The organism is Altererythrobacter sp. CAU 1778, from assembly GCF_054482795.1.
Genome location: NZ_JBTLRP010000001.1, coordinates 445,712 through 465,494 on the forward strand (window position 1 = coordinate 445,712; position 19,783 = coordinate 465,494).

The 19,783-nt window shown below is 65.2% G+C and carries 11 protein-coding genes, 1 tRNA gene and 1 pseudogene; 4 read left to right on the forward strand and 9 right to left on the reverse strand.

What is annotated here, in order from left to right:
• The first annotated feature begins 84 nt into the window (after positions 1-84).
• The gene (locus ACXYN8_RS01945; RefSeq protein ID WP_458887589.1) at positions 85-1,311 is read left to right on the forward strand and encodes a TCR/Tet family MFS transporter; all 1,227 of its coding nucleotides are present in this window, start codon (positions 85-87) and stop codon (positions 1,309-1,311) included.
• Here the strand turns inward: ACXYN8_RS01945 and ACXYN8_RS01950 are convergent, their stop codons facing one another.
• Together ACXYN8_RS01950 and ACXYN8_RS01955 are read right to left on the reverse strand one after the other, a co-directional pair.
• Complete coding sequence (locus tag ACXYN8_RS01950) at positions 1,312-2,853, reverse strand: class I adenylate-forming enzyme family protein (RefSeq protein ID WP_458887590.1); 1,542 nt, start codon at positions 2,851-2,853, stop codon at positions 1,312-1,314.
• A gap of 289 nt (positions 2,854-3,142) precedes the next feature.
• Positions 3,143-3,841: a ZIP family metal transporter gene (locus ACXYN8_RS01955; RefSeq protein ID WP_458887591.1), complete on the reverse strand. Its 699-nt coding sequence runs from the start codon at positions 3,839-3,841 to the stop codon at positions 3,143-3,145.
• A 125-nt stretch (positions 3,842-3,966) separates the two neighbouring features.
• Between ACXYN8_RS01955 and gyrB the strand changes: the two genes are divergently transcribed.
• Positions 3,967-6,495: a DNA topoisomerase (ATP-hydrolyzing) subunit B gene (gene gyrB, locus ACXYN8_RS01960; protein WP_458887592.1), complete on the forward strand. Its 2,529-nt coding sequence runs from the start codon at positions 3,967-3,969 to the stop codon at positions 6,493-6,495.
• Between the two features lie 83 nt (positions 6,496-6,578).
• Here the strand turns inward: gyrB and ACXYN8_RS01965 are convergent.
• Positions 6,579-7,829 (reverse strand): annotated as a pseudogene (locus tag ACXYN8_RS01965) (serine hydrolase domain-containing protein); the annotation flags it as partial.
• Between the two features lie 158 nt (positions 7,830-7,987).
• Between ACXYN8_RS01965 and ACXYN8_RS01970 the strand changes: the two are divergent.
• Positions 7,988-9,079 (forward strand): AI-2E family transporter, encoded by a 1,092-nt coding sequence (locus ACXYN8_RS01970; protein WP_458887593.1) that lies wholly within the window; start codon positions 7,988-7,990, stop codon positions 9,077-9,079.
• Here the strand turns inward: ACXYN8_RS01970 and ACXYN8_RS01975 are convergent.
• Positions 9,060-10,115, reverse strand: coding sequence for a LacI family DNA-binding transcriptional regulator (locus ACXYN8_RS01975; protein WP_458887594.1), 1,056 nt, complete (start codon positions 10,113-10,115; stop codon positions 9,060-9,062). The genes ACXYN8_RS01970 and ACXYN8_RS01975 overlap by 20 nt on opposite strands.
• Before the next feature lie 106 nt (positions 10,116-10,221).
• Here ACXYN8_RS01975 and ACXYN8_RS01980 point away from each other — a divergent pair.
• A tRNA-Gly gene (locus ACXYN8_RS01980) sits at positions 10,222-10,295 on the forward strand.
• Between the two features lie 96 nt (positions 10,296-10,391).
• Here ACXYN8_RS01980 and ACXYN8_RS01985 read toward each other — a convergent pair.
• The 5 genes from ACXYN8_RS01985 to ACXYN8_RS02005 form a co-directional block, all read right to left on the reverse strand.
• Entirely contained in the window at positions 10,392-12,980 is a 2,589-nt protein-coding gene (locus tag ACXYN8_RS01985) for a hypothetical protein (protein WP_458887595.1), read from the reverse strand.
• 1 nt (position 12,981) lies between these two features.
• Positions 12,982-13,623 (reverse strand): hypothetical protein, encoded by a 642-nt coding sequence (locus ACXYN8_RS01990; RefSeq protein ID WP_458887596.1) that lies wholly within the window; start codon positions 13,621-13,623, stop codon positions 12,982-12,984.
• A complete protein-coding gene (locus tag ACXYN8_RS01995; RefSeq protein ID WP_458887598.1) occupies positions 13,620-13,925 on the reverse strand; it encodes a PadR family transcriptional regulator in 306 nt (101 codons plus the stop codon). Before ACXYN8_RS01995 ends, ACXYN8_RS01990 begins: the two co-directional genes overlap by 4 nt.
• A gap of 31 nt (positions 13,926-13,956) precedes the next feature.
• On the reverse strand, positions 13,957-17,130 hold the full coding sequence (locus ACXYN8_RS02000; RefSeq protein WP_458887600.1) for a DEAD/DEAH box helicase: 3,174 nt from the start codon (positions 17,128-17,130) through the stop codon (positions 13,957-13,959).
• A gap of 162 nt (positions 17,131-17,292) precedes the next feature.
• Entirely contained in the window at positions 17,293-19,749 is a 2,457-nt protein-coding gene (locus ACXYN8_RS02005; RefSeq protein ID WP_458887602.1) for a glycoside hydrolase family 9 protein, read from the reverse strand.
• Positions 19,750-19,783 lie beyond the last annotated feature (34 nt).

A 19,783-nucleotide genomic window follows, 5' to 3' on the forward strand; every position in this document is an offset into this window, starting at 1 on the left:
CCAGCATGAGGCCGCGCGCCATGCGCGATTGCCAATCACACGCGCGCGGCATAGGTCGTTGTCAGGGGACGAGGGACACAAGCCATGAGCGGGCAGCGCAGTGCGATCACCTTCCTGTTCATGGTGGTGCTGATCGACATGATCGGCTTCGGCATCGTCATGCCGGTGCTGCCGCAGCTGATCATGCACCTCGGCAGCATTCCGGTGGACCGCGCGGCGTTGTGGGCCGGATGGCTGGGCGCAGGCTATGCCGCGATGCAGTTCGTCTTCGCGCCAATCCTCGGCAATCTGTCGGACCGGTATGGCCGCCGCCCGGTGCTGCTCGCGGCGATCTTCGCCTTCGGGATCGACTACCTGTTGATGGGTTTTGCGCCGAACCTGTGGTGGCTGGTGGCGGGGCGCGTGATCGCCGGGATGACCGGGGCAAGCTATTCCGCCGCCTACGCCTATCTCGCCGACATCACTCCGCCGGAAAAACGCGCCGAGAGCTTCGGGCTGATGGGCATGGCCTTCGGTTTCGGCTTCATCCTCGGTCCGGCAATCGGCGGCTTCCTTGGGGAGCTGGGGCCGCGCGTGCCCTTCTACGCGGCAGGGGCGCTGGCGCTGGCGAATTTCGTGTTCGGCTTTTTCTTCCTGAAGGAGAGCCTCGCGCCGGAGAACCGCCGACCCTTCCGCCTTGCGCGGGCCAATGCCTTTTCCGCGTTGAAGGCGCTGTCCGGCCAGAGCCCGACCGTGTTGTGGTTTGTCGCCGCGCTGGCGCTGTGGCAGCTCGCGCATCTCGTCTACCCCTCGATCTGGGCATACTTCGCCATCGCCGCTTACGGCTGGACCGAATGGAAGATCGGCCTGTCGCTGATGATGGTCGGCATCACCAGCGCGCTTGTGCAGGGTGTCGGCATCCGCCTGCTGGTGCCGCGGCTGGGCGAGCGCGGGGCAGTGACGCTCGGCATCGCATCGGTCTGCGCGGCGGCGGCGATCTATACTGTCGCGAGCGCGGACTGGATGGTGTTCGCTGCGATCATCGTGGGTGGATTGCAGGGACTCATCATGCCCTCGATAAATGCGCTGAACAGCCGCGCAGTGGATGCGAGCAGCCAGGGCGAATTGCAGGGCGCGACGCAGGCGGTGGGAAGCCTCGCCGCCATCGTCGGTCCGCCGCTCTACACCATCCTGTTCGCGCGCTTTACCGGGGTGGATGCGATTGCGGACCTCCCTTCCATGCCGCTGATCGTCTCGGCGGGGATCGCGGTGCTGGTGCTGCTGATCTTCCTCAAGGCCGCCAGCCGGGCAAAGCGGCACGCGGCTGGCTGATCAGACGGCAGGTTCGCTCAGCATATCGCGCAGTTCGGTCTTGAGCAGCTTGCCGATATGGCTGCGCGGCATCTCGTCGATGGCGTGCAGTTCGGAGAGGCGCTGCGTTTTGCCGAGGCGCGCGTTCACCGCCTCGCGGATCGCATCGACGCTGCGCGCGCCGTCGGACAAGGTGACGAAGCCCACCGGAGTTTCGCCCCACTGGCGGCTGGGCACGCCGATCACGGCAGCCTCCAGCACGTCCGCTTCTTTCGCCAGTTCGTTCTCCAGGTCCACGGGATAGATGTTGAACCCGCCGGAAATGATCATGTCCTTGGCGCGGCCGACCAGTTCGACGAAGCCGTCCGCGTCCACCCGGCCGATGTCGCCCATGCGTTGCCAGTCCTCTCCGGTGTCCGGATTGGTCCAGTAGCCCTCGCGCGTCTTGCCCGGCTGGTCCTTGTACCCGCTCATCATGGCGGCCCCGATGCCGACGAGGTGGCCGGGCGTACCGGCAGGCACCGGATTGTCTTCATCGTCGATCACCAGCATCTGGCTGCCAGGCGCCGGGCGACCCACGGTGTGCAGCTTGTCCGGGAATTCGTGGCAGGAAAGGATGCAGACGACCCCGCCTTCGGTCATCGAATAAATCTCGGTCAGACCGCCCGGCATCCGCGCCAGCACCTCTGCTTTCAACTCGGCGGAGAAGGGGGCGCTGGTGCAATATTTGAGACGCATGGCCGACAGGTCGAAGCTTTCGAGGTCCTCCACGTCCATCAGCCGCTGGTACTGGACCGGCACCAGCATGGTCATGGTGGTGCCGTCGTCCTGCGCGCATTGCAGCCACTTGCGCGCATCGAACTTGGCCATCACCCGCACGGTTCCACCTGCCAGCAGCGGGGCGAGAAAGGCGACCATGGTGGTGTTGGAATAGAGCGGCGTGGAAGCGATCGAAACGACGTCTCCGCCGCTCTCCAGATAGGCTGCCGCGCTCCGGGCGAACTGGTTCCAGCGCATCTGGTGCGAATGGACGATCCCCTTGGGGATGCCGGTGGTGCCGGAAGAATAGATGATGTTGAACGGATCTCCCGGCCGCGGTTCGTATGGCGTGGCGACAATGCCGGCGCCCGCCATCCACTGCTCGACATCTTCCAGCGCGACGTGATCGAGCGCAGGAGCGAAATCGCTCCCCAGTTCCGCGCGCTTGGCCGCGTCGATGAACAGGTGTTTCGCCCCGCTGTCCTTCGCCATGCCTTCGAGCTGTGCGCGGCTGGCGCTGGTGGTCAGCGGTGCGGCCACTCCGCCCGCGCGCACGGCCGCGAGGAAGACCAGCGCGTATTCGATGCTGGAATAACCGAGGATCGCGACGGACTGCCCGCTTTCCAGTCCGGTTTCCTGAAGGCGCGCGGCGATGCGTTCGACCGCTTCCACCATGTCGGCCCAGCAAATTTCGCCACGCTCGTCCTTCAACGCGAGGGCGTCGGGCCGCTCCTGCGACCATTCGCACAGGATACCAGGGAAACTGCCGAAGGGCTGGGCAAGCCGGTGTTGGATGGTCGTCATGGACGCCATGCTAACGCAAGCGCGCGGCGAGTCGAGACGAAGATGGGCGAGCGCAGTTACGGTTGCGCCGCATGCAACTTCTCCGCTGCAAATTTTGCAACTCGGGCCGAAATTTTCGCATTTGCGATGATGCAATCGCAGGCATAGATGCGCCTCCGAAATCGATCGCCGTTCTCCCCCTCTCCCCCATGGCGATCGATGGCTAGGCAGCGGTGACGCATCCCGCGCCAGAGCCCAACGGAACCGGCCGTTTCGCCATATGGCGGGGCGGCCGTTTTCGTGTCCGGCGTCACCCTGACGCGAGCGAGCCGAGCAGGAAGGCAAGGATAACGCCCAGCGCGGTCGCCACGCCAGCCCAGTGGGCATCCTCCTTGTAGGCCTTCGGGAAGACTTCCGTCGCGAGGCTGGCCACGACCGCCCCGGCGGCGAAGCACCGGATCACGGCGAGCACTTCCTCGCCAACGCCCTCCAGCGCGATGTTGCCTAAGATTGCCGCGGCAGACAGAAGCAGCGCCGTTCCAGCCCACAGCCACATCACCTTGGCCCTGGAATTGCCGCCCTCCGCCATCGCCTTCGCGCCGCCTGCGGCTTCCGGAAGGTTGGATAGCAGGATCGAACCTGCCAGCGCCGCGACTTCCATCGGTCCCGCCCCGATTAGCGCGACGCCGAGCGCGAGGTTTTCCGGCACACCGTCGAGCGTGATCGCCGCGAGCAAGCCGCCCCCGGATTCCGAACCCCATTTCTCGTCGATCAGATAGTCCGCCAGCGCGAACACCAGCGCTCCTGCGGCCACGCCGATCATGGCGTGAACCACGCTGCTCTTCTCGATCGAGGGCTCGATCAGTTCGCTGACGACGGAGAGGAGCAAGGCACCCCCCGCAAGCGCGATCAGCCAGCCTTCGGTTCGCTCGCCGAGCTTGCCCCAGATGCCCCAGGCCGCGCCGATCAGCAGCGCACCGGAAACGACTCCGACAACGAGAAAGGTCATTCCCATGCGCCTGCAAACGCGCGATCGGACCGCTCGGTTTCCGAAGGTCGCATCAGCGGGCCAACCCGGTGGATAAAAGGCGCGTTTTGCTTGGGAATGCCCCTGCCAGCGCCTATATAATCGATATGGACGAGAACACTGTGAACACGGCGCCCGACGCGCCGAAGAAGAACGGCTACGGCGCCGATTCCATCAAGGTTTTGAAGGGGTTGGATGCGGTCCGCAAGCGCCCCGGAATGTATATCGGCGATACCGATGACGGTTCCGGCCTGCACCACATGGTGTTCGAAGTCTCCGACAACGCCATCGACGAAGCGCTGGCAGGGCACTGCGACCTCGTCCTGATCGAACTGAACGCCGACGGCAGCGTCTCCGTCGAGGACAACGGACGCGGCATTCCGGTGGACATGCACAAGGAAGAAGGCGTCTCCGCCGCAGAGGTCATCATGACCCAGCTGCACGCGGGCGGCAAGTTCGAGAACACGTCCGACGACAACGCCTACAAGGTTTCCGGCGGCCTTCACGGCGTCGGCGTTTCCGTGGTCAACGCGCTGTCCGAATGGCTGGAGCTTACCGTCTGGCGGGACGGCAAGGAACACTGGATGCGCTTCGAACACGGCGATGCGGTCGAAAGCCTGCGGATCGTGGGCGATGCACCCAAGGTGGAACAGAATCCCGACGAAGACGGGTTCAAGAAGGGCACCCGCGTCACTTTCAAGGCGAGCGAGGAGACCTTCAAGAACGTCATCGAATTCGATTTCGACCGGCTTGAGCATCGCTACCGGGAGCTGGCCTTCCTCAATTCCGGCGTGCGGATCCTGCTGCGCGACAACCGCCATGAAGACCCGCTGGAACACGACCTGTTCTACGAAGGCGGCATTGCGGCCTTCGTGAAATATCTCGACCGCAACAAGCAGGCGCTGGTCGCGGAACCGATTTCCGTCAGTGCGGAAAAGGACGGCATCGGCATCGACGTCGCACTGGAATGGAACGATTCCTACTACGAGAACGTGCTGTGCTTCACCAACAACATCCCGCAGCGTGACGGCGGCACGCACCTCGCTGCGTTCCGCGCCGCGCTGACCCGCACGCTCAACAATTACGCGACGTCCAGCGGGCTGATGAAGAAGGAAAAGGTCAGTCTTTCGGGCGAGGATATGCGCGAAGGCCTGACCGCCATCGTCTCGGTCAAGCTGCCCGACCCCAAGTTCGGATCGCAGACCAAGGACAAGCTGGTCAGTTCCGAAGTGCGCCAGCCGCTCGAGAGCCTGATGGGCGAGAAGATGTCGGAATGGCTGGAGGAAAACCCCAACGACGCGAAGTCGATCATCCAGAAGATCATCGACGCCGCCGCCGCCCGTGAAGCCGCCCGTCGCGCCCGCGAAATGAGCCGCAAGGGCGCGATGAGCGTCGCCAGCCTGCCGGGCAAGCTGGCCGACTGCCAGGAACGCGACGCGACGAAATGCGAACTCTTCCTGGTCGAGGGTGATTCCGCCGGCGGTTCCGCCAAGCAGGGCCGCGATCGCAAGACGCAGGCGATCCTGCCGCTCAAGGGCAAGATCCTGAATGTGGAGCGTGCCCGGTTCGACCGGATCATTTCGTCCAAGGAAGTCGGCACGCTGATCCAGGCGATGGGTACCGGCCTGCGCGACGAGTTCAACCTCGACAAGCTGCGCTACCACAAGATCGTCATCATGACGGACGCCGACGTCGACGGCGCGCATATCCGCACGCTGTTGCTGACCTTCTTCCATCGCCAGATGCCGGAAATCATCAAGGCCGGGCACCTCTACATCGCGCAGCCGCCGCTGTTCAAAGTGAACAAGGGGCGCAGCGAGGTCTATCTGAAGGATCAGGCCGCGCTGGACCGCTATCTCGTCGACGGCGGGCTGGATGGTCGCGTGCTGGAAACGCCGGAAGGCGTTGTGGCCGCAACGGGCCTGCGCCAGCTGGTCGATCACGCGCTCCGGATGCGCTACCTGCTCGGCTTCATTCCGCGCAAGTATGACGAGGGTATCGTCGAACAGATGGCCTTGTCGGGTGCGCTCGATCCGGAACTCCAACTGTCCGACCGGCAGGCGGCAATGAACTTTGCTGCCCAGAGGCTGGAAGCAGGCGACGATGACGCGAAATGGAGCGCCGATGTGCGCGAAGACGGCTCGGTCATGTTCGCCCGCGTCTGGCGCGGCGTTACCGATGCGCACGAGATCGAAGCCAAGTTCCTGACCAGCGCCGAAGCGCGCAAGCTGCATTCCGTCGCCGCGCAGTTCGCAGAGAATTACGCGCAGCCGGTGCGGCTGGTGAAGGCCGGCGATGCCACGCAGGCGGAAGATGCGGACGGCGAGGACGAGACCGAAGCACCGGCAGCGACTCAGGACGGCGCGCTTTCGCGTCCGACCCAGCTTCTCGACGCGGTGCTGGCGGCGGGGCGCAAGGGCCTGTCCATCGCGCGCTACAAGGGCTTGGGCGAAATGAACGCCGAGCAGCTGTGGGAAACCACGCTCGACCCGGAAAATCGCGCTCTGCTTCAGGTCAAGGTCGAAGACGCCGACGTGACGGACGAGATCTTCACCCGACTGATGGGCGACGTGGTCGAACCGCGCCGCGAGTTCATCCAGAACAACGCGCTGAACGTTGCCAACCTAGACGTGTAACCGCGTGGGGGGGTTTCTCCCCCCGCCACGCCGGAATACTGCGCGCCGTAGACTGCGTCGCGGAGATCGTGGTGCAGGGGGTTGTCGAACGGCACCTTCTGCGTCGCGAAGACGACCGCCATGTCCTGCTGCGGATCGACCCAGAACAGCATCGACGGGAATCCGTCCCAGAAGAATTCGCCCACCGTGCCGCGGTTCTCCCCCGCCGTGGCGGGTGGCGCGGTGCGGACGAAGAAGTCGAAACCAAAGCCACCCGTACCCTTGCTCGGCAACCACATCCGGTTGTCCGTCGAAATGCGCGGGTCGAGCATCTCGGTCGACATGACGCGGATGGTGGCGGGTTGCAGCACCCGCTGTCCGTCCAGCTCGCCATCGTTCAACAACATCCGCGCGAAGCGCATGTAGTCGTCGACCGTGGTGACGATGCCGGAGCCGCCCATCGTCATCGGCTTCCCGGAGAAGTTCGGTGTCAGCCACTCCTCGCGCGGCATCGGAGCGAGGGCGCCGTCCTGCCCTGCGACGTAGATACGCGCCAGTCTGTCGAGGTCGGCGGCATCGCGCTTCCAGCCACTGTCGTTCATGCCGAGGGGCGTGAAAATATGCGCGGCGACGTATTCGTCGAAGGCCATGCCGGACAGGACTTCGACAAGCCGGGCCTGCACGTCGACGCTGGCCGAATAGATCCATCGCGTTCCCGGATCGCCGCGAAGCGGCACCTGCGCCATCTTGGTGGAAAATTCCGCCAGCGTATTGTCCGGCGAAAGCGGTTCGAGCTGCGACCACACGCGATCTGCCGGCTCGTCCGAACCGCCGTAGGTGAACCCCGCCGTATGGCGCAGAACGTCGCGCACGGTCGGCGCGCGCGACGGATCGCGCAGGACCAGCTCGCCATCGCTGCCGACTTCGGTCGCAACCTTCAGCGTGCGATATTCCGGAAGATGCCAGTAGAGCGGATCGTCGAGCCCGAACTTGCCCTGTTCCCACAACTGCATCAGGGCAACGCCGGTTACCGGCTTGGTCATGGAGAATATCTGCACCAGCGTGTCACGCGCGAAAGGTCTCCCGTCTTCGCGCGAGGCAAGGCCGGCGCTTTCGAAGCACGCTTCGCTGCCGTCCTTCCAGACCAGCGTCGATGCGCCGGCGACCCGGCCGTCGCTCACGGCACTGTCGAGGAACGCGCCGATCGCCTGGCAATCCGGTGCGTAGGATGCTGCCTGCGCCGATTGCGGCGGCGTCGCCTGGGTGCAACCCGCCATTCCCAACACGCCTGCAAGCAGAAGCCATGCTCTGGCCATTCCAAAACCTCCCCAATCGCCCGGCCGAGGCCGTTTCATCTTCTGTGCACCACGCCGAGCAATGCTGTCGACGATAAACTCTTTTCCTTCAGCAGGATTGGCCGCCGAACAGTTTCCGATATGGTGCCAGTCGATTGCGGCATGTGCGTTTTCGGGCCAATGCCCTGAAGCGAAGCGATGCGGACGGGAGTAAGCGAATGATTCAGGGGCGCGAGATCGAACAGGGCGGGTTCTTCCTGTTTCTCGGCGCGGTCAGCCTCGGCCTCGTCCTGGTGGTGTGGCCCTTCATCGCGCCGCTTCTGTGGGCCGTGCTGGCGGCGATCATGTTCCAGCCGCTCTATCGCTGGTTCATGATGCGGCTGCGCGGGCAGAACCGCGCCGCCATCGCGACGCTGCTAGTGATCTTCATTGCCATCATCGTACCGGGGTTCCTTATCGGCAGCGCGGTGGTCGACCAGGCGGCGGGCATCGTAAGAGCTTTTCAGGACGGGCGGATCGACATGATCGCCGTACTCAACCAGATCCACGATGCACTGCCGCGCAATATGCGCAACGCGATCGACAACTCCGGCCTGACCGACGCTGCCAACTGGCAGGTGCGGGTGCAGGACTTCCTCAGCGAAAGCGCCGGGTTGATCGCGGGGCAGGCGCTGTCGATCGGCGGCAGCGTGTTCGGCTTCGTGCTGGCGTTCGGCGTCGGGCTTTACGTGACCTACTTCCTGCTGCGTGACGGGCGGCGCATCGGCATCGCCGTGCGGCGCGGCCTGCCGCTAGAGCACTCGGTGGCGCAGCGTCTTGCCGAACGCTTCGTCGCGATCGTGCGCGCCACGGTGAAGGGCTCCATGGTCGTCGGAGTGGTGCAGGGGGCGCTGGGCGCTCTCACCTTCTGGATCGTCGGCATTCCCTCCGCGCTCCTCTTCGGCGTGCTGATGGCCATAGCCAGCTTCCTGCCCGCAGTCGGTCCGGCGCTGGTGTGGGTGCCGATGGCGATCTACCTGCTTGCGGTCGGCGCGGTGTGGCAGGGGTTGCTGGTGATCGTCAGCGGCGTCGCGGTCATCGGTCTTGCCGACAACCTGCTCCGCCCGATGCTGGTCGGCCGCGACACGGGCATACCCGACTGGCTGGTACTGGTGACCACGCTTGGCGGCATCGCGCTGCTTGGCCTGTCGGGCATCGTGGTCGGGCCGTTGATGGCAGGCCTGTTCCTCGCCAGCTGGTCGATCCTGCAGGAGCAGCGCCGGGCGACCGCGCTTGCCGGCGGAATGGACGTCAGCGAAGAGGGGGCCTGACGCTCGCCCGTTCGATCAGCCGCACGGGAACCAGCTGTTCCACCTGGTCCTGCTGTGCGGCGAGGGCAGCGTCGACCAGCAAGGTGCCCGCGCGCTGGAAATCCGGCTCGATCGTCGTCAGCGGCGGGTTGGAATACGTCCCGCTTCCCAGCCCGTCGAACCCGATCACTCCGATCTCGCCGGGCACATCGCGCCCAGCTTCGCCCAGCCGCTCCAGCGCGCCAAGAGCCATGGCATCGCAGGCGGAAAAAACCGCGTCGAAGTCACGCCCTTCGGCCAGCAGCGCGTCCACCGCGCCATAGCCCTGCGCGTTGCGCGTCGCGCCTGCGGCCGTCACCGGCTCCTGCGGGACGAGACCGTGGGCCTCCATCGCCGCGCAATAGCCCTCGTAGCGCTCGCGAAATTGCTGCTGCGGCGAATCCGTTTCGCCCAGGAACACGATCCGCTCATGCCCTGCTGCCACGAGCCGCGCGATGGCAAGCCGTGCCCCGGCGCGATTGTCCGAACGCACCCGCGCGCGGTGCGCGATCGGCGCGCCCCAGATCGCCATGCTGGCATGGGCGGAAGCAATCTCGCCGAAATAGTCCCAGGCCAGCGAATTGAGGGTCGTGCCGATCACGATCAGCCCGTCTGCCTGTCCCCGTTCGACATATTCGCCATAGAATTCGTCCGGCGTGGCCTGAAAGCTGACCAGTGCCTGATAGCCGGCTTTCGATGCCGCCGCGCAGATGCTGCCCAGCAGGACGTAGTGAAACGGATTGAATTCGCTGGGGCCATCGCCCTGCCGCCCGATCACCACGACCCCGATTGCGCCAGTGCGCCCGGTCCGAAGCCGTGCGGCCCTCGAATCGACGAAATATCCCAGCTCGCGCGCCGCCGCGACCACGCGGGCGCGGGTATCCTCGGTGATGACCTGCGATCCGGAAAGCGCACGCGAGACCGTCGACTGGCTGACGCCCGCGCGCTCGGCCACGTCGAAAGAGGTGACCCGGCGCGAAGGCTCGGGCAGGTCGACGATGGGTTCGCGGCTGGCCATGGCTGGTCGCCCTTTAGCAAATGCTCCGGCGAAAGCGAGAGTGCGCGCGCGTGCCGCCAAGAGGGATTGACCACCCCGCACCGCCATTGCAAAGCGCTTTCCGGCCGCGGGTGTAGCTCAATGGTAGAGCAGCAGCTTCCCAAGCTGACGACGAGGGTTCGATTCCCTTCACCCGCTCCAGCGGTGCCATTCATTCACAAAGCCCGTTCAGGGCCGTCCGCTATTGGCACATTTTAGACAAATCGAAGCCCAAACGCAGGCCGCTGCGAAGCTCGATCAAAAGCGCTTGCGTAGTGAGACCGTGACGGTTCGGCCTATCGGGTCGATCACGTCCGCGAGGTAGCGATAAGGTGTCTGGCCATTGCCGTCCGTTACCTGTTGTCGTGCGTCGAGCAGGTTCTTCCCCTCGATCCGTAATTGCAGCTTGTCCGCCCCGGTGGCCCGCGGAACCAGCGCCTGCACTGGCAGATAGCCGGTGAGGTTCAGCTGGAAAATGCTGGCGAAGGTCAGGTCCGATGATGGCACATCGCTGCGGATCCGGCGGGGGCCGCCGTAGTAGAAGCTGCCGTTCACGCCGTAGCCGTCCTTGTTCACGCCCGCATAGCCGTAGCCCGAGAACGGCGGCTTGTAGCTGCCGACGCTGTCGCCATTCAGCAGATCGAGCGTGCGCGTCTCGGCGCGCAGCTGCAGGTCGTCCGTAAGGGCGAAGATCGGCACGAGACCCAGATAGTAGGTCGCTCGGTCGTCGGGCAGGGGCGCGGTGCCTTCGGCCGGGGCGGCTGGCGGAGCGCCTATTTTCCCACTCGATGTCAGCGACAATTGAAGTTTTCGCTCGCGTTCGGCGAAGAAGTTGATCGGGCGAAAAGTTACCGCGGTCAACGCGCCGCTGGCGTCGCGCGTGAAGAGGTCGGGGACCAGCGCCTCGGTCTCGGGCGAGTTGGCGAAGATTGTCCCGGTCTGGTTGCGCGTATCGGTGTCGGTGTAGGAGAGATTGAGTCTCAGCTGGCTGTCGCGGATCGGCTGGATCACGACTGATGCCGTCCGCACCGTGCGGCCTTGCGCCAGCAAGTCTGGATTGCCGCCAGTGAACAGAGTGACGATCTCGCTACGTCCGCTGGCGAAATCGAAGAACGGGACGTCCTCGATCCGCCGTGGCGGGGTGGATTGTTGGGTCAGATCAGGTGCGGCTTCGTCGTGCTGAACCGTCCCATTGAGTTGCACGCCTTCGACCGGCGACCACGCGATGCCTAAGGTGCGGTCTCTCAGGGTGCCGAAACCGTCGACATGGCGCAATTTTGCCGCCGCGTTCAGCGACAGGTCGCCAAGCGGCTGAAGCACATCCGCGCTGCGCGAGGCGATGGGCAGGTCGAGCGCGAGCCCGCCTTCGTACCGTGTGCGGCCCAGTTCGAGCGAAAAGGGATCCTCGCCCTCCAGCGAAGACGTCGTGCCCAGCCGGGCCACATCGAGCGTCGCCGTCGCGGTGGCACTGCCCGCGGGCAGGTCGAACGGATTGCCGCTCATCACCGCCTTGCTTTCGACCGATCGCGTGCGCTGGCGGGTGCGGTCGATCTGGCGGTCGGTCAGCAGAGCGGCATCGAGCGGCGCGAAGGGATCCGCGCCGGCGGCGATAGCGGCATTGGCGCGCGTAATATCGATTCCGCGCCCGCTTCGGGCATGGATCGCCGTCTCTTTCAACGCGAGCGTGGCGTCCCACTGCCAACCCGCGATCGCGCCGCGCAGGCTCGCCCCCGCCGCTATGGTCGTGGTCCGCTTGCGCTCGCCCAAGGGTTCAGCCTCGACAAGATAGCGGTTGAGCAGCACATCGGTCGCGAAGGGCGATACGGGATTTTCCGCAGGCACGATCAGGCGCGCGGTGGCGGGGCCGTAATACGTCCGCTCGCGGCCATGCTCGACCGAGGCGGTCAGCGATCCTGCCAGCGTGTCGCCAATCAGGTCGGCCAGCACCGCCTCGCCCTTGATCGTGTCCTTGCCCGGCGCCAGCGAGCCGAGCGAACCGACATCGTAGAGGCGCGGAACGCCTGCCGCCGCCGCGTAATCCGCCAGGCTGCCGGTATCGCCGTCCGGGCCAGGCACAGGAGCGATCACCACCGGCCGACCGGCGAGTCCGGACAGGGCAGGGTCGATCTCGCCCCCGGAGATACCGGTAACGTTGCCGGTCGCATCGAAGGGCACGTCCGGGTCGGGGCCAAGATTGCGTTCGGAATTCAGCAGGGGATCGGTATGCGCGTATTCGAGATTGGCTGTCATCCGTGCTCCGGAGCGAAGCCGGGTATAGCCGGTGCGCGCGGTTTCGGTTGCGCTGCCGAACGGGATGGTCGAGCCCATCGCAGCATACAAATCGACCTGGTCGAACCGCGTCTTGGTGATGAAGTTGACCACTCGCCTGGTCGGGGGAAAGCCGAACCGCAGCGCCGCCTGTTCGGGCAGTACCTCCACAGTCTCGATCGCCTCGGGCGGTAGCGAGCCGATCTCCTCGTAGCCGGACACCCGCTGCGCGTTCAACAGGAAGATCGGCGGTGAGCCGTCAGCGGATTGTGTCTGGCCCAAAATCGCCTGATTGATGTCGTCGATACTGTTAGCGCCGATCGCATTCAGCGCATCTGCATTCAGCACGGTAACCGGAGCGACATCGGCGATGGCGGAGCCGCGTTGGCCGCTTACGATGATGACCGTGCCGCCGAAATCGTTTATCGCGGTGTCGGACTGGGCATCGATCCCGTCACTATCCTGGGCGAGCGCCGCACCTCCATGGACGAGACCACCGGCGGCTAACGCCGCCCGGGCCGTGAACGTCGCGAAGCGCCGGAGCGGCCGTGATCGCCGGTTGCCGCGGCGGGCAGGCATCTCAGCCGGTGCGCCCGGTCAGAGCACTTCCGTGGGCTCGGTGCAGGCCATCGAGCTGAGTGACGGCGAATAGCTGCACCAGCGTTCCCAGCAAGGGCACGGCTACGCAGGTTCCGTCCATAACGGTGACCCCCGCCAGAATTGCGAGCGTGACCAGACTTGCCGCCGACAGGCGCAACATCCGGTATGCGGCGTCCCAGCGCTGCTCTGACGCATACCAGGCTGCGGCGGTATTACAGCAGGCGACGACCGCGACGATGGCGAATAGGAACGGAAGTGAGAAGGCATTGCCCTCGTTGAGCGTGGGCAGACCCGTCAGGTGGCGTGCCACGGACTCGATCGTATCGGCGTAGGGGTGCTGCACGAACGGGTAGCCCATCGTAAGTCCGGCGAAAACAAGCCCCGCCGCTGGCAGCATGGCGCCGATAATCAGTGTGTACCGTGCGAGGGCGAGCTGGCCTTCGGTATGAAAAGGAAGCTCGCGCCACGCGGACCACAGGCAGCCGAGCGCAAATCCCACGCTCTCGCCATGCTCCTCGGCAATGGCAAACTCGGCCTGCATCGCCTCTGCCCAGCTGCTGCGATGTTGCCCGAGTGCAACCGCGGCGAGAGCCATGAGGGCGCGGGCGAAAGCAGTTTTCACGCGATCGCCTCGCGCGTGTGGGGATCGGTCCCCCCGCTAGTCTGGCATTCGCGCGCCAGAGCGTGTCCTTCGGCACTGAGGCGGTAGGCGTGCCGCGCAGGTCGCCCCGGCCGTTCCGCCGCGCGCCATTCGGCTTCGACCAGACCGCGTTCCTCCATTCGCATCAGCGCAGGATACAGGGTGCCCGATTGCAGACCGGTGCGCTTCATCAGGTCGTATCCGTGGACCCATTCCGGCGCGATCTCCTCCATCGCCAGGAGCAGGGCTATCATCTGCCGGGAAGGACCACGATTGCGCTTCATGCGCTTTTAGATACATATGTAGATTTAAGAGTCAATCCGGTTTCATACCGGATGGAGGCGAACCATCCGCAAGCGTTTCGAGGATGGCGATTGCCGCGCGCGCCGGTTCGGCAAAGGGTTCGTCCGGGGTGGAAAGCCACCGGTCGTCACTTGCAACCAGACCGGCAGCCTGCAACGCCTCCTCCCGCGGGACCGCCGGTGTCAGGGCGATTGCCTTGGGACCGGCATTGACGGCGCGGATCCCGGTTTCGAGCGCGAGTATCGTCAGCAGGGCGCGGTCGATCAGCGATTGTGCGGCGTCCGGCAGCGGACCGAACCGGTCGGCCAGTTCCGCCTCGAAAGCCTCCAGTTCCGCACGCTCGCTCAACCGGGCGAGGCGGATGTAGAGATTGAGCCGAACCTCAACTTCGGGGATCCAGTCGGGCGGGAAGGCGCCCGTCGTGCCCGTTCGGATCTCGGGATACCATTCCCGCTGCGCTTCGCCGCGCGCACGCCGTAGCGCGCCTTCGAGCAGATGCTGGTAGAGTTCGACGCCGATCAGCTTCATGTGCCCCGCCTGCGCGTCGCTCAGGATATCGCCGCCGCCGCGCTGGTCGAGATCGGCCCCCGCGATGGAGAAGCCGGAGCCGAGCTGGTCAAAGGTTTCAAGTGTGCGCAGGCGTTTCTGCGTGGCCTGCGAAACTGTCTCGCCCGCGGTGGTCAGGATGACCTGACCGCGTCTGCGCCCGCGACCCACGCGTCCGCGCAACTGGTGCAATTGCGCAAGGCCGAAGCGGTCCGACCGCCAAATGATCATCGTGTTCGCGCGCGGTACGTCGAGCCCGGTTTCGATGATGTTGGTTGCAAGCAGGATGTCGCCCTTGCCACCGGCGAAGCGCACCATCGCCTCGTCGAGATCGGCGCCAGGCATTTTGCCATGCACTTCGACCAGCGAAAGGTCGGGCGCGAGACGGCCCAGCCGCTTTCGCATCTGGGCGAGGTCGGCGATGCGCGGGACGACGACGAAGCTTTGCCCCTTGCGCATCTTCTCGCGTCGGAGCGCCAGGCCGATCGCCGGATCGTCCATGTCGCTGATGGTCGTGCGGACCGGTTGCCGGCGCGCAGGCGGGGTGGCGATCACTGACACTTGTTGCAGCCCGATCATCGCGCGGTGCAGGGTACGGGGAATGGGCGTCGCGCTCATGACCAGGAGATGCACGTCGGCCGCCTGGCGCAGCTTGGCCTTGTCGGCTGCCCCGAAGCGCTGTTCCTCGTCGATCACGACCAGACCGAGCCTGGCATATTTCACCGACTTGCCCACGACCGCCGCCGTGCCGACGACGACGCCGATCGTTCCGTCTGCCAGACCGGCCACGACCGACTTTTTGTCCGCTGCGCTCGTCAAACGGGACAGGCCGGCGACGGTGATCCCGGTATCGGCGAAACGGCGCGTGAATTCTTCGAGATGCTGCCGCGCCAACACAGTGGTCGGTGCTGCGACGATGACCTGATACCCCGATAAGGCAGCGACGGCCGCAGCGCGCAGCGCAACTTCGGTCTTGCCGTAGCCGACATCGCCGATGACCAGCCGTTCCATTGGCTTGCCCGATTCAAGATCGTCGCGCACCGCCGCGATGGCCCGCGCCTGATCGGATGTCTCGTTATAGGGGAAACCCGCCACGAAGCGTTCGTATGCCGCGGCATCGGGTTCCATCGCCGGTGCCGAAAGTTCGGCCCGTTCTTCGGCCAGCGTTATGAGCGACCTTGCCGTTTCCGCGATGGCCTTGTCGATCTCGGCCCGGCGCTTGTCCCATCCGGTACCGTCGAGCTTGTCGCGTTTCACGCTTTCGGGATCGCCGCCATAGCGCCACAACAGGCCCGCATCGCTTACCGGCACCAGCCGTCGCGCGTCATCGGCATGTTCGAGTGCGATCACTTCGCCCCCATCCGCGCCGGGTGCGGGTTCCAGGCCGATAACGCTCGCAAACCCGTGTTCCTCATGGATTACCAAATCGCCCGGACGCACTTCCACGCCAGCGAGCCCGACCTGTCGCGCGGCGGAAGGTCCCGCTTCCAGCAGCGCCCGCGTTCCGAGAATATCCGCCGCAGCGACCAGCGCGAGGCCATCGTCCCGCGCGCCGCGATCCAGCGGGGCGCAAAGGAACACGATATCCCCATCACCCACGCCGGGCAGATCGCGCAGGCTTTCGCAATTTTCTACGATCTCGAACGCCTCGCCCAGGCGGCTGCGGAGAAACCGCAGATCGCGCTCGCTGCCCACTATGGCGACGGGACGGCCCGCCGCGCGCTCGGCCTCGAGAAAGCGCTTCGCCGCCCGCGCGGGCGACTTCGCTTCGGCGAAGCGCGGAATACCCTCGATCCTGGCGGAACCAGCCTGGCTCCCGCGCCGCCAGGGTTCGAGCGCGGCCTTCCAGCGGTCGTTGTCGACAGCATCGATGTCGGTCGCTGCATCCTTCGCCGCGCGGCGGGCGAGTTGCGTGAACCGCTCGCGCCGCTTTTCGGCCTTCGACGACAGGAGCATGGTGCCGGGTGCCATGTGGTCGAGGAGCGTAGCGGATGCGTCCCCCTCTGGCTCGGTTGCGCGGCCGATCTCGATCGCTTCGCAGGCGTCGCCGCGCAATTGCGTGACGGCATCGAAATGATGGATCGCCGCTATGCGCCCGTCGGCAAGGTCTATCCGTACAGGGCCACCGGCATCGGCAGGGTAGAGGTCGATGACTTCGCCTCGGATGGCAATTTCGCCCGGCTCGTCGATGCGGTCGTCGATGAAATAGCCGAGCGCGATGGCTTCTTCACCGAACCGTTCGGGATCGATCGAATCACCCACGCGGATGGATGGGGGTTCGGCATCGAAGGCTTCCGCGGAAAGATAGCGACGCGCCGCAGCCTCGCCCGTCGTCACGACGACGATGTCGTCAGCCCTGCCTTCGGACGATAGCTGTCGCAGGCGCCGCAAGGCGGTGACCCGGTGCCCGACATTGGCCGGGGATGGGGGCGCATCGTCGCCGGGCAGCGTATCGCTCGCAGGCAGATGGACGACCGCCATGTCCGGCAGCAGCCCTGTAAGAACCGCGGCAAGGCCCTCGGCCTCGGTGTCGTCGTCGCACAGGTAGAGCACCGGCCCATCGCCCGTGCTTCGCAGGATGCGGAGCACCCTTGCGCCCATGCCGCTTACCGCAGCGTTCTCGTCATCGGTCGGGGTCAATGTCAGGCAGCCTTCTCGCTTCGCCGCCGGACCTGGGGGATGGCCGATCGCGCAGAGATAGGAAGACCCGAACGACGAGGGTGTTCCCCGATCGGCACGCCGCCGCAGTTCGCAGCAGGTAATCGACTGTTTGAGGCCCCCATGACATTCGCTGTCAGCGGGTTACTCCGATTGCAGGTCGATCGCGGCGTGGACCAGCGCGACGTAGTTGGGCGTCATGTTGACCACGTATTCATTTTCCCCCCAGAAGAACGGCCAGTTGTCCTGATTTTCGGGATAGTCGGGCTTGATGACGAGCACGCCTGGCACGACGCCGCCCGGAATGAAGGAAAAGTCCGCCCGGTTGCTGCCATAGGCGACCTCCTTCGAATTGGCGCCGACGCCGGACACGAACGAGGTGTTGGATGCCGGGTGCGTGCCATGAAGGTAATCCAGCGCACGGAACACGCCCGAACCGTCGCTCAGATGCGGAAACGCCTTGTGGATGGCATGGTCCACCAGTCCGGTCTGCAGGATGGCGCGGTTCCCCGCCCACCCGCCGGTGGTGATCGGCACATCGTAGGGATTGGCCCCGGTGGTCGGTTCCTTGCGGGCGACAATGGCGCCCGCGCCCTGTTCTATCCCGGCTCGCCACTCTTCCGGCATCAGCGGGAGGATGCGCAGCGCGGTGAGGATATACTGCTCCGCTCGTGTAGCGATCTGCGGCCACAGGGCCTCGATCCGCTCGGCATATTGCGGTTCGCGTGTCGCGATGAGCAATTCTGCCGTGGCGGTGAATTCTTCGCCGGGCAACCAGCCACCGGTGGTGTTGCCGTGCTGGAACGTGAAGGGCGGACGTGATTGTTCCTCGGCCCAGACCTTCTCGGCAATCGACAGCGCCTTTGCCGACAGGGCATCGTCATAGCCCGCCAGCGCGCGCGACGCCGCGGCGAGGGCGGCAATGCTGCCAAAATCGAGTGCGCTGGCACGGGAGGTGAAGGCCCAGCGATCGTCGGGCGTTCCGCTGGTGGTCGGCGTGCGCACCCCGAAAGCGAGTGACGGATCGTAGATCAGCCCGTCGGTCTTCGCAGCGGCATCGCCGAGATGGGTGTACTGGGCGACGTCCGGTTCCACGACGCCGTGAATGGCATGGCCGACAGCATCGTACATCGACGCCAGATACAGCACGCCGTGCGTGATCTGCTGCAGAATGTCCGGCTTGCCATCGGGAACATGGATTTCGACACGACGCAGGGTGTGATCGATCAGGGTCTGGTCCCGCTCGATCCGGAAATCTTCCCACAAGCGCGCAAGGTCCAGAATTACGGCGTATTGCGTCTGGGTTCGAATGTCGAAGTCACCGGCATCGAGCCATCCGCCCACGTCCAGCCCCGGAATATGCTCGCCAGGCTGGAAGCGCGTATCCGTCGAAGGTCCCTGGCGATAGAGATCGATATGCTCGTGGTTGACCGGCGCCTGCCGGGCGTCGTCCCGGTGTGAATCTGCATGCCAGACCCGATAGGCTTCGTTGACCTGCATATGGTCCATCTGCACCGGCATGAACACGTCCATCCCGGGATGCCAGGCCGTCTCGTACAGGTCTTCGGCGATACGGAAGGCCGAAGTGCGCTGGTCGCGATATTCGATCCGGTACAGACCCGGCTCTCGGATCTGCGAGAAGTCGAACGTCGCATAGCGGTATCGCAGGTAGTCGCCCCACCGTTCCGGCTGGCCTTCCAGCGCAGTGCGTTCCGAACCATCGGGTTCGATCCGCACGAGGCGCGCCGCGCCGCCGCGCGCATCGCGCCGGTCCAGCTCGATCACCGCGCGCTTGGCCTGTGCCGTGACGTAGCCGAGCTGCGAATGGCCGATCACCGGTTCGCGCAGCCAGCCGGGAATCGCGTTGGGCGTGAGCCGCCATTGCAGAACCCGGCCCGACTGACCCGCCGGCAGATTGCCGCGCACCACGAACCAGCCGTTCTGGGCCTGGTTGCGCCCGTCGTAGAGGGCAAGGTTCCCCGTCAGCGATTCGACAGTGACCTTGCGCGTGTCGTCCTCTGGCGCGAGCACCAGCCTGCGCCCCTCGACCATAGGCAAGGGTTCTGCACCCGGTCCGAAATCGCGCCCGCTCGCAGCATTGCGTTCACCGCCTGCAACCATGTTTCCCGAAGGCGAACGGGGGAACGCACCCGCCACGCCATCTGCGAAATAACTCTGGCGGAAAAAGGCGGAGGGGAGGAATTCCAGGTTGAAACCGGCCCGGCCCGCCAGTTGCTCGGGAAGCGGGCTGTCGAGCAGGACCGAAAGCAGGACTGAGCTGCCTTCCGACTGGGCGATTATGCGGTAGGTGAAGTCGTAATCGGGATATTCCAGCAGCACCTCGACCCGGCCCGCCGCGCGGTCGACCTTGCGTTCGACCAGTCGCCCGATGGGATCCCACTGCCCCGGCGTTGCAGAGAGCCGGACATCGCCATTGGTCGCGATCCTTTCGCCCTGCTGGATGATCTCGACGCCGCTGATCTTTGAATCGGCGAACAGCCCGTCATACCAGTTTGAAAAGACCAGCACGTCCGCGCCGGGGGCGGTGAAATACTCGGCTTCGGAAAGCTCGACCGGCGGCGTGTCCTGTGCTGCCGCCATCGTTGCGCCAATGCCCATGCCGATTGCAGAAACA

What these genes read in the sequence shown, in the direction of transcription:
- ACXYN8_RS01945 (WP_458887589.1), top strand. Translation starts at nt 85, where the DNA reads ATGAGCGGGCAGCGCAGTGCGATCACCTTCCTGTTCATGGTGGTGCTG.
- ACXYN8_RS01955 (WP_458887591.1), bottom strand. Translation starts at nt 3,841, where the DNA reads ATGACCTTTCTCGTTGTCGGAGTCGTTTCCGGTGCGCTGCTGATCGGC.
- ACXYN8_RS02005 (WP_458887602.1), bottom strand. Translation starts at nt 19,749, where the DNA reads ATGGCGGCAGCACAGGACACGCCGCCGGTCGAGCTTTCCGAAGCCGAG.
- gyrB (WP_458887592.1), top strand. Translation starts at nt 3,967, where the DNA reads ATGGACGAGAACACTGTGAACACGGCGCCCGACGCGCCGAAGAAGAAC.
- ACXYN8_RS01970 (WP_458887593.1), top strand. Translation starts at nt 7,988, where the DNA reads ATGATTCAGGGGCGCGAGATCGAACAGGGCGGGTTCTTCCTGTTTCTC.
- ACXYN8_RS01950 (WP_458887590.1), bottom strand. Translation starts at nt 2,853, where the DNA reads ATGACGACCATCCAACACCGGCTTGCCCAGCCCTTCGGCAGTTTCCCT.
- ACXYN8_RS01995 (WP_458887598.1), bottom strand. Translation starts at nt 13,925, where the DNA reads ATGAAGCGCAATCGTGGTCCTTCCCGGCAGATGATAGCCCTGCTCCTG.
- ACXYN8_RS01975 (WP_458887594.1), bottom strand. Translation starts at nt 10,115, where the DNA reads ATGGCCAGCCGCGAACCCATCGTCGACCTGCCCGAGCCTTCGCGCCGG.
- ACXYN8_RS01985 (WP_458887595.1), bottom strand. Translation starts at nt 12,980, where the DNA reads ATGCCTGCCCGCCGCGGCAACCGGCGATCACGGCCGCTCCGGCGCTTC.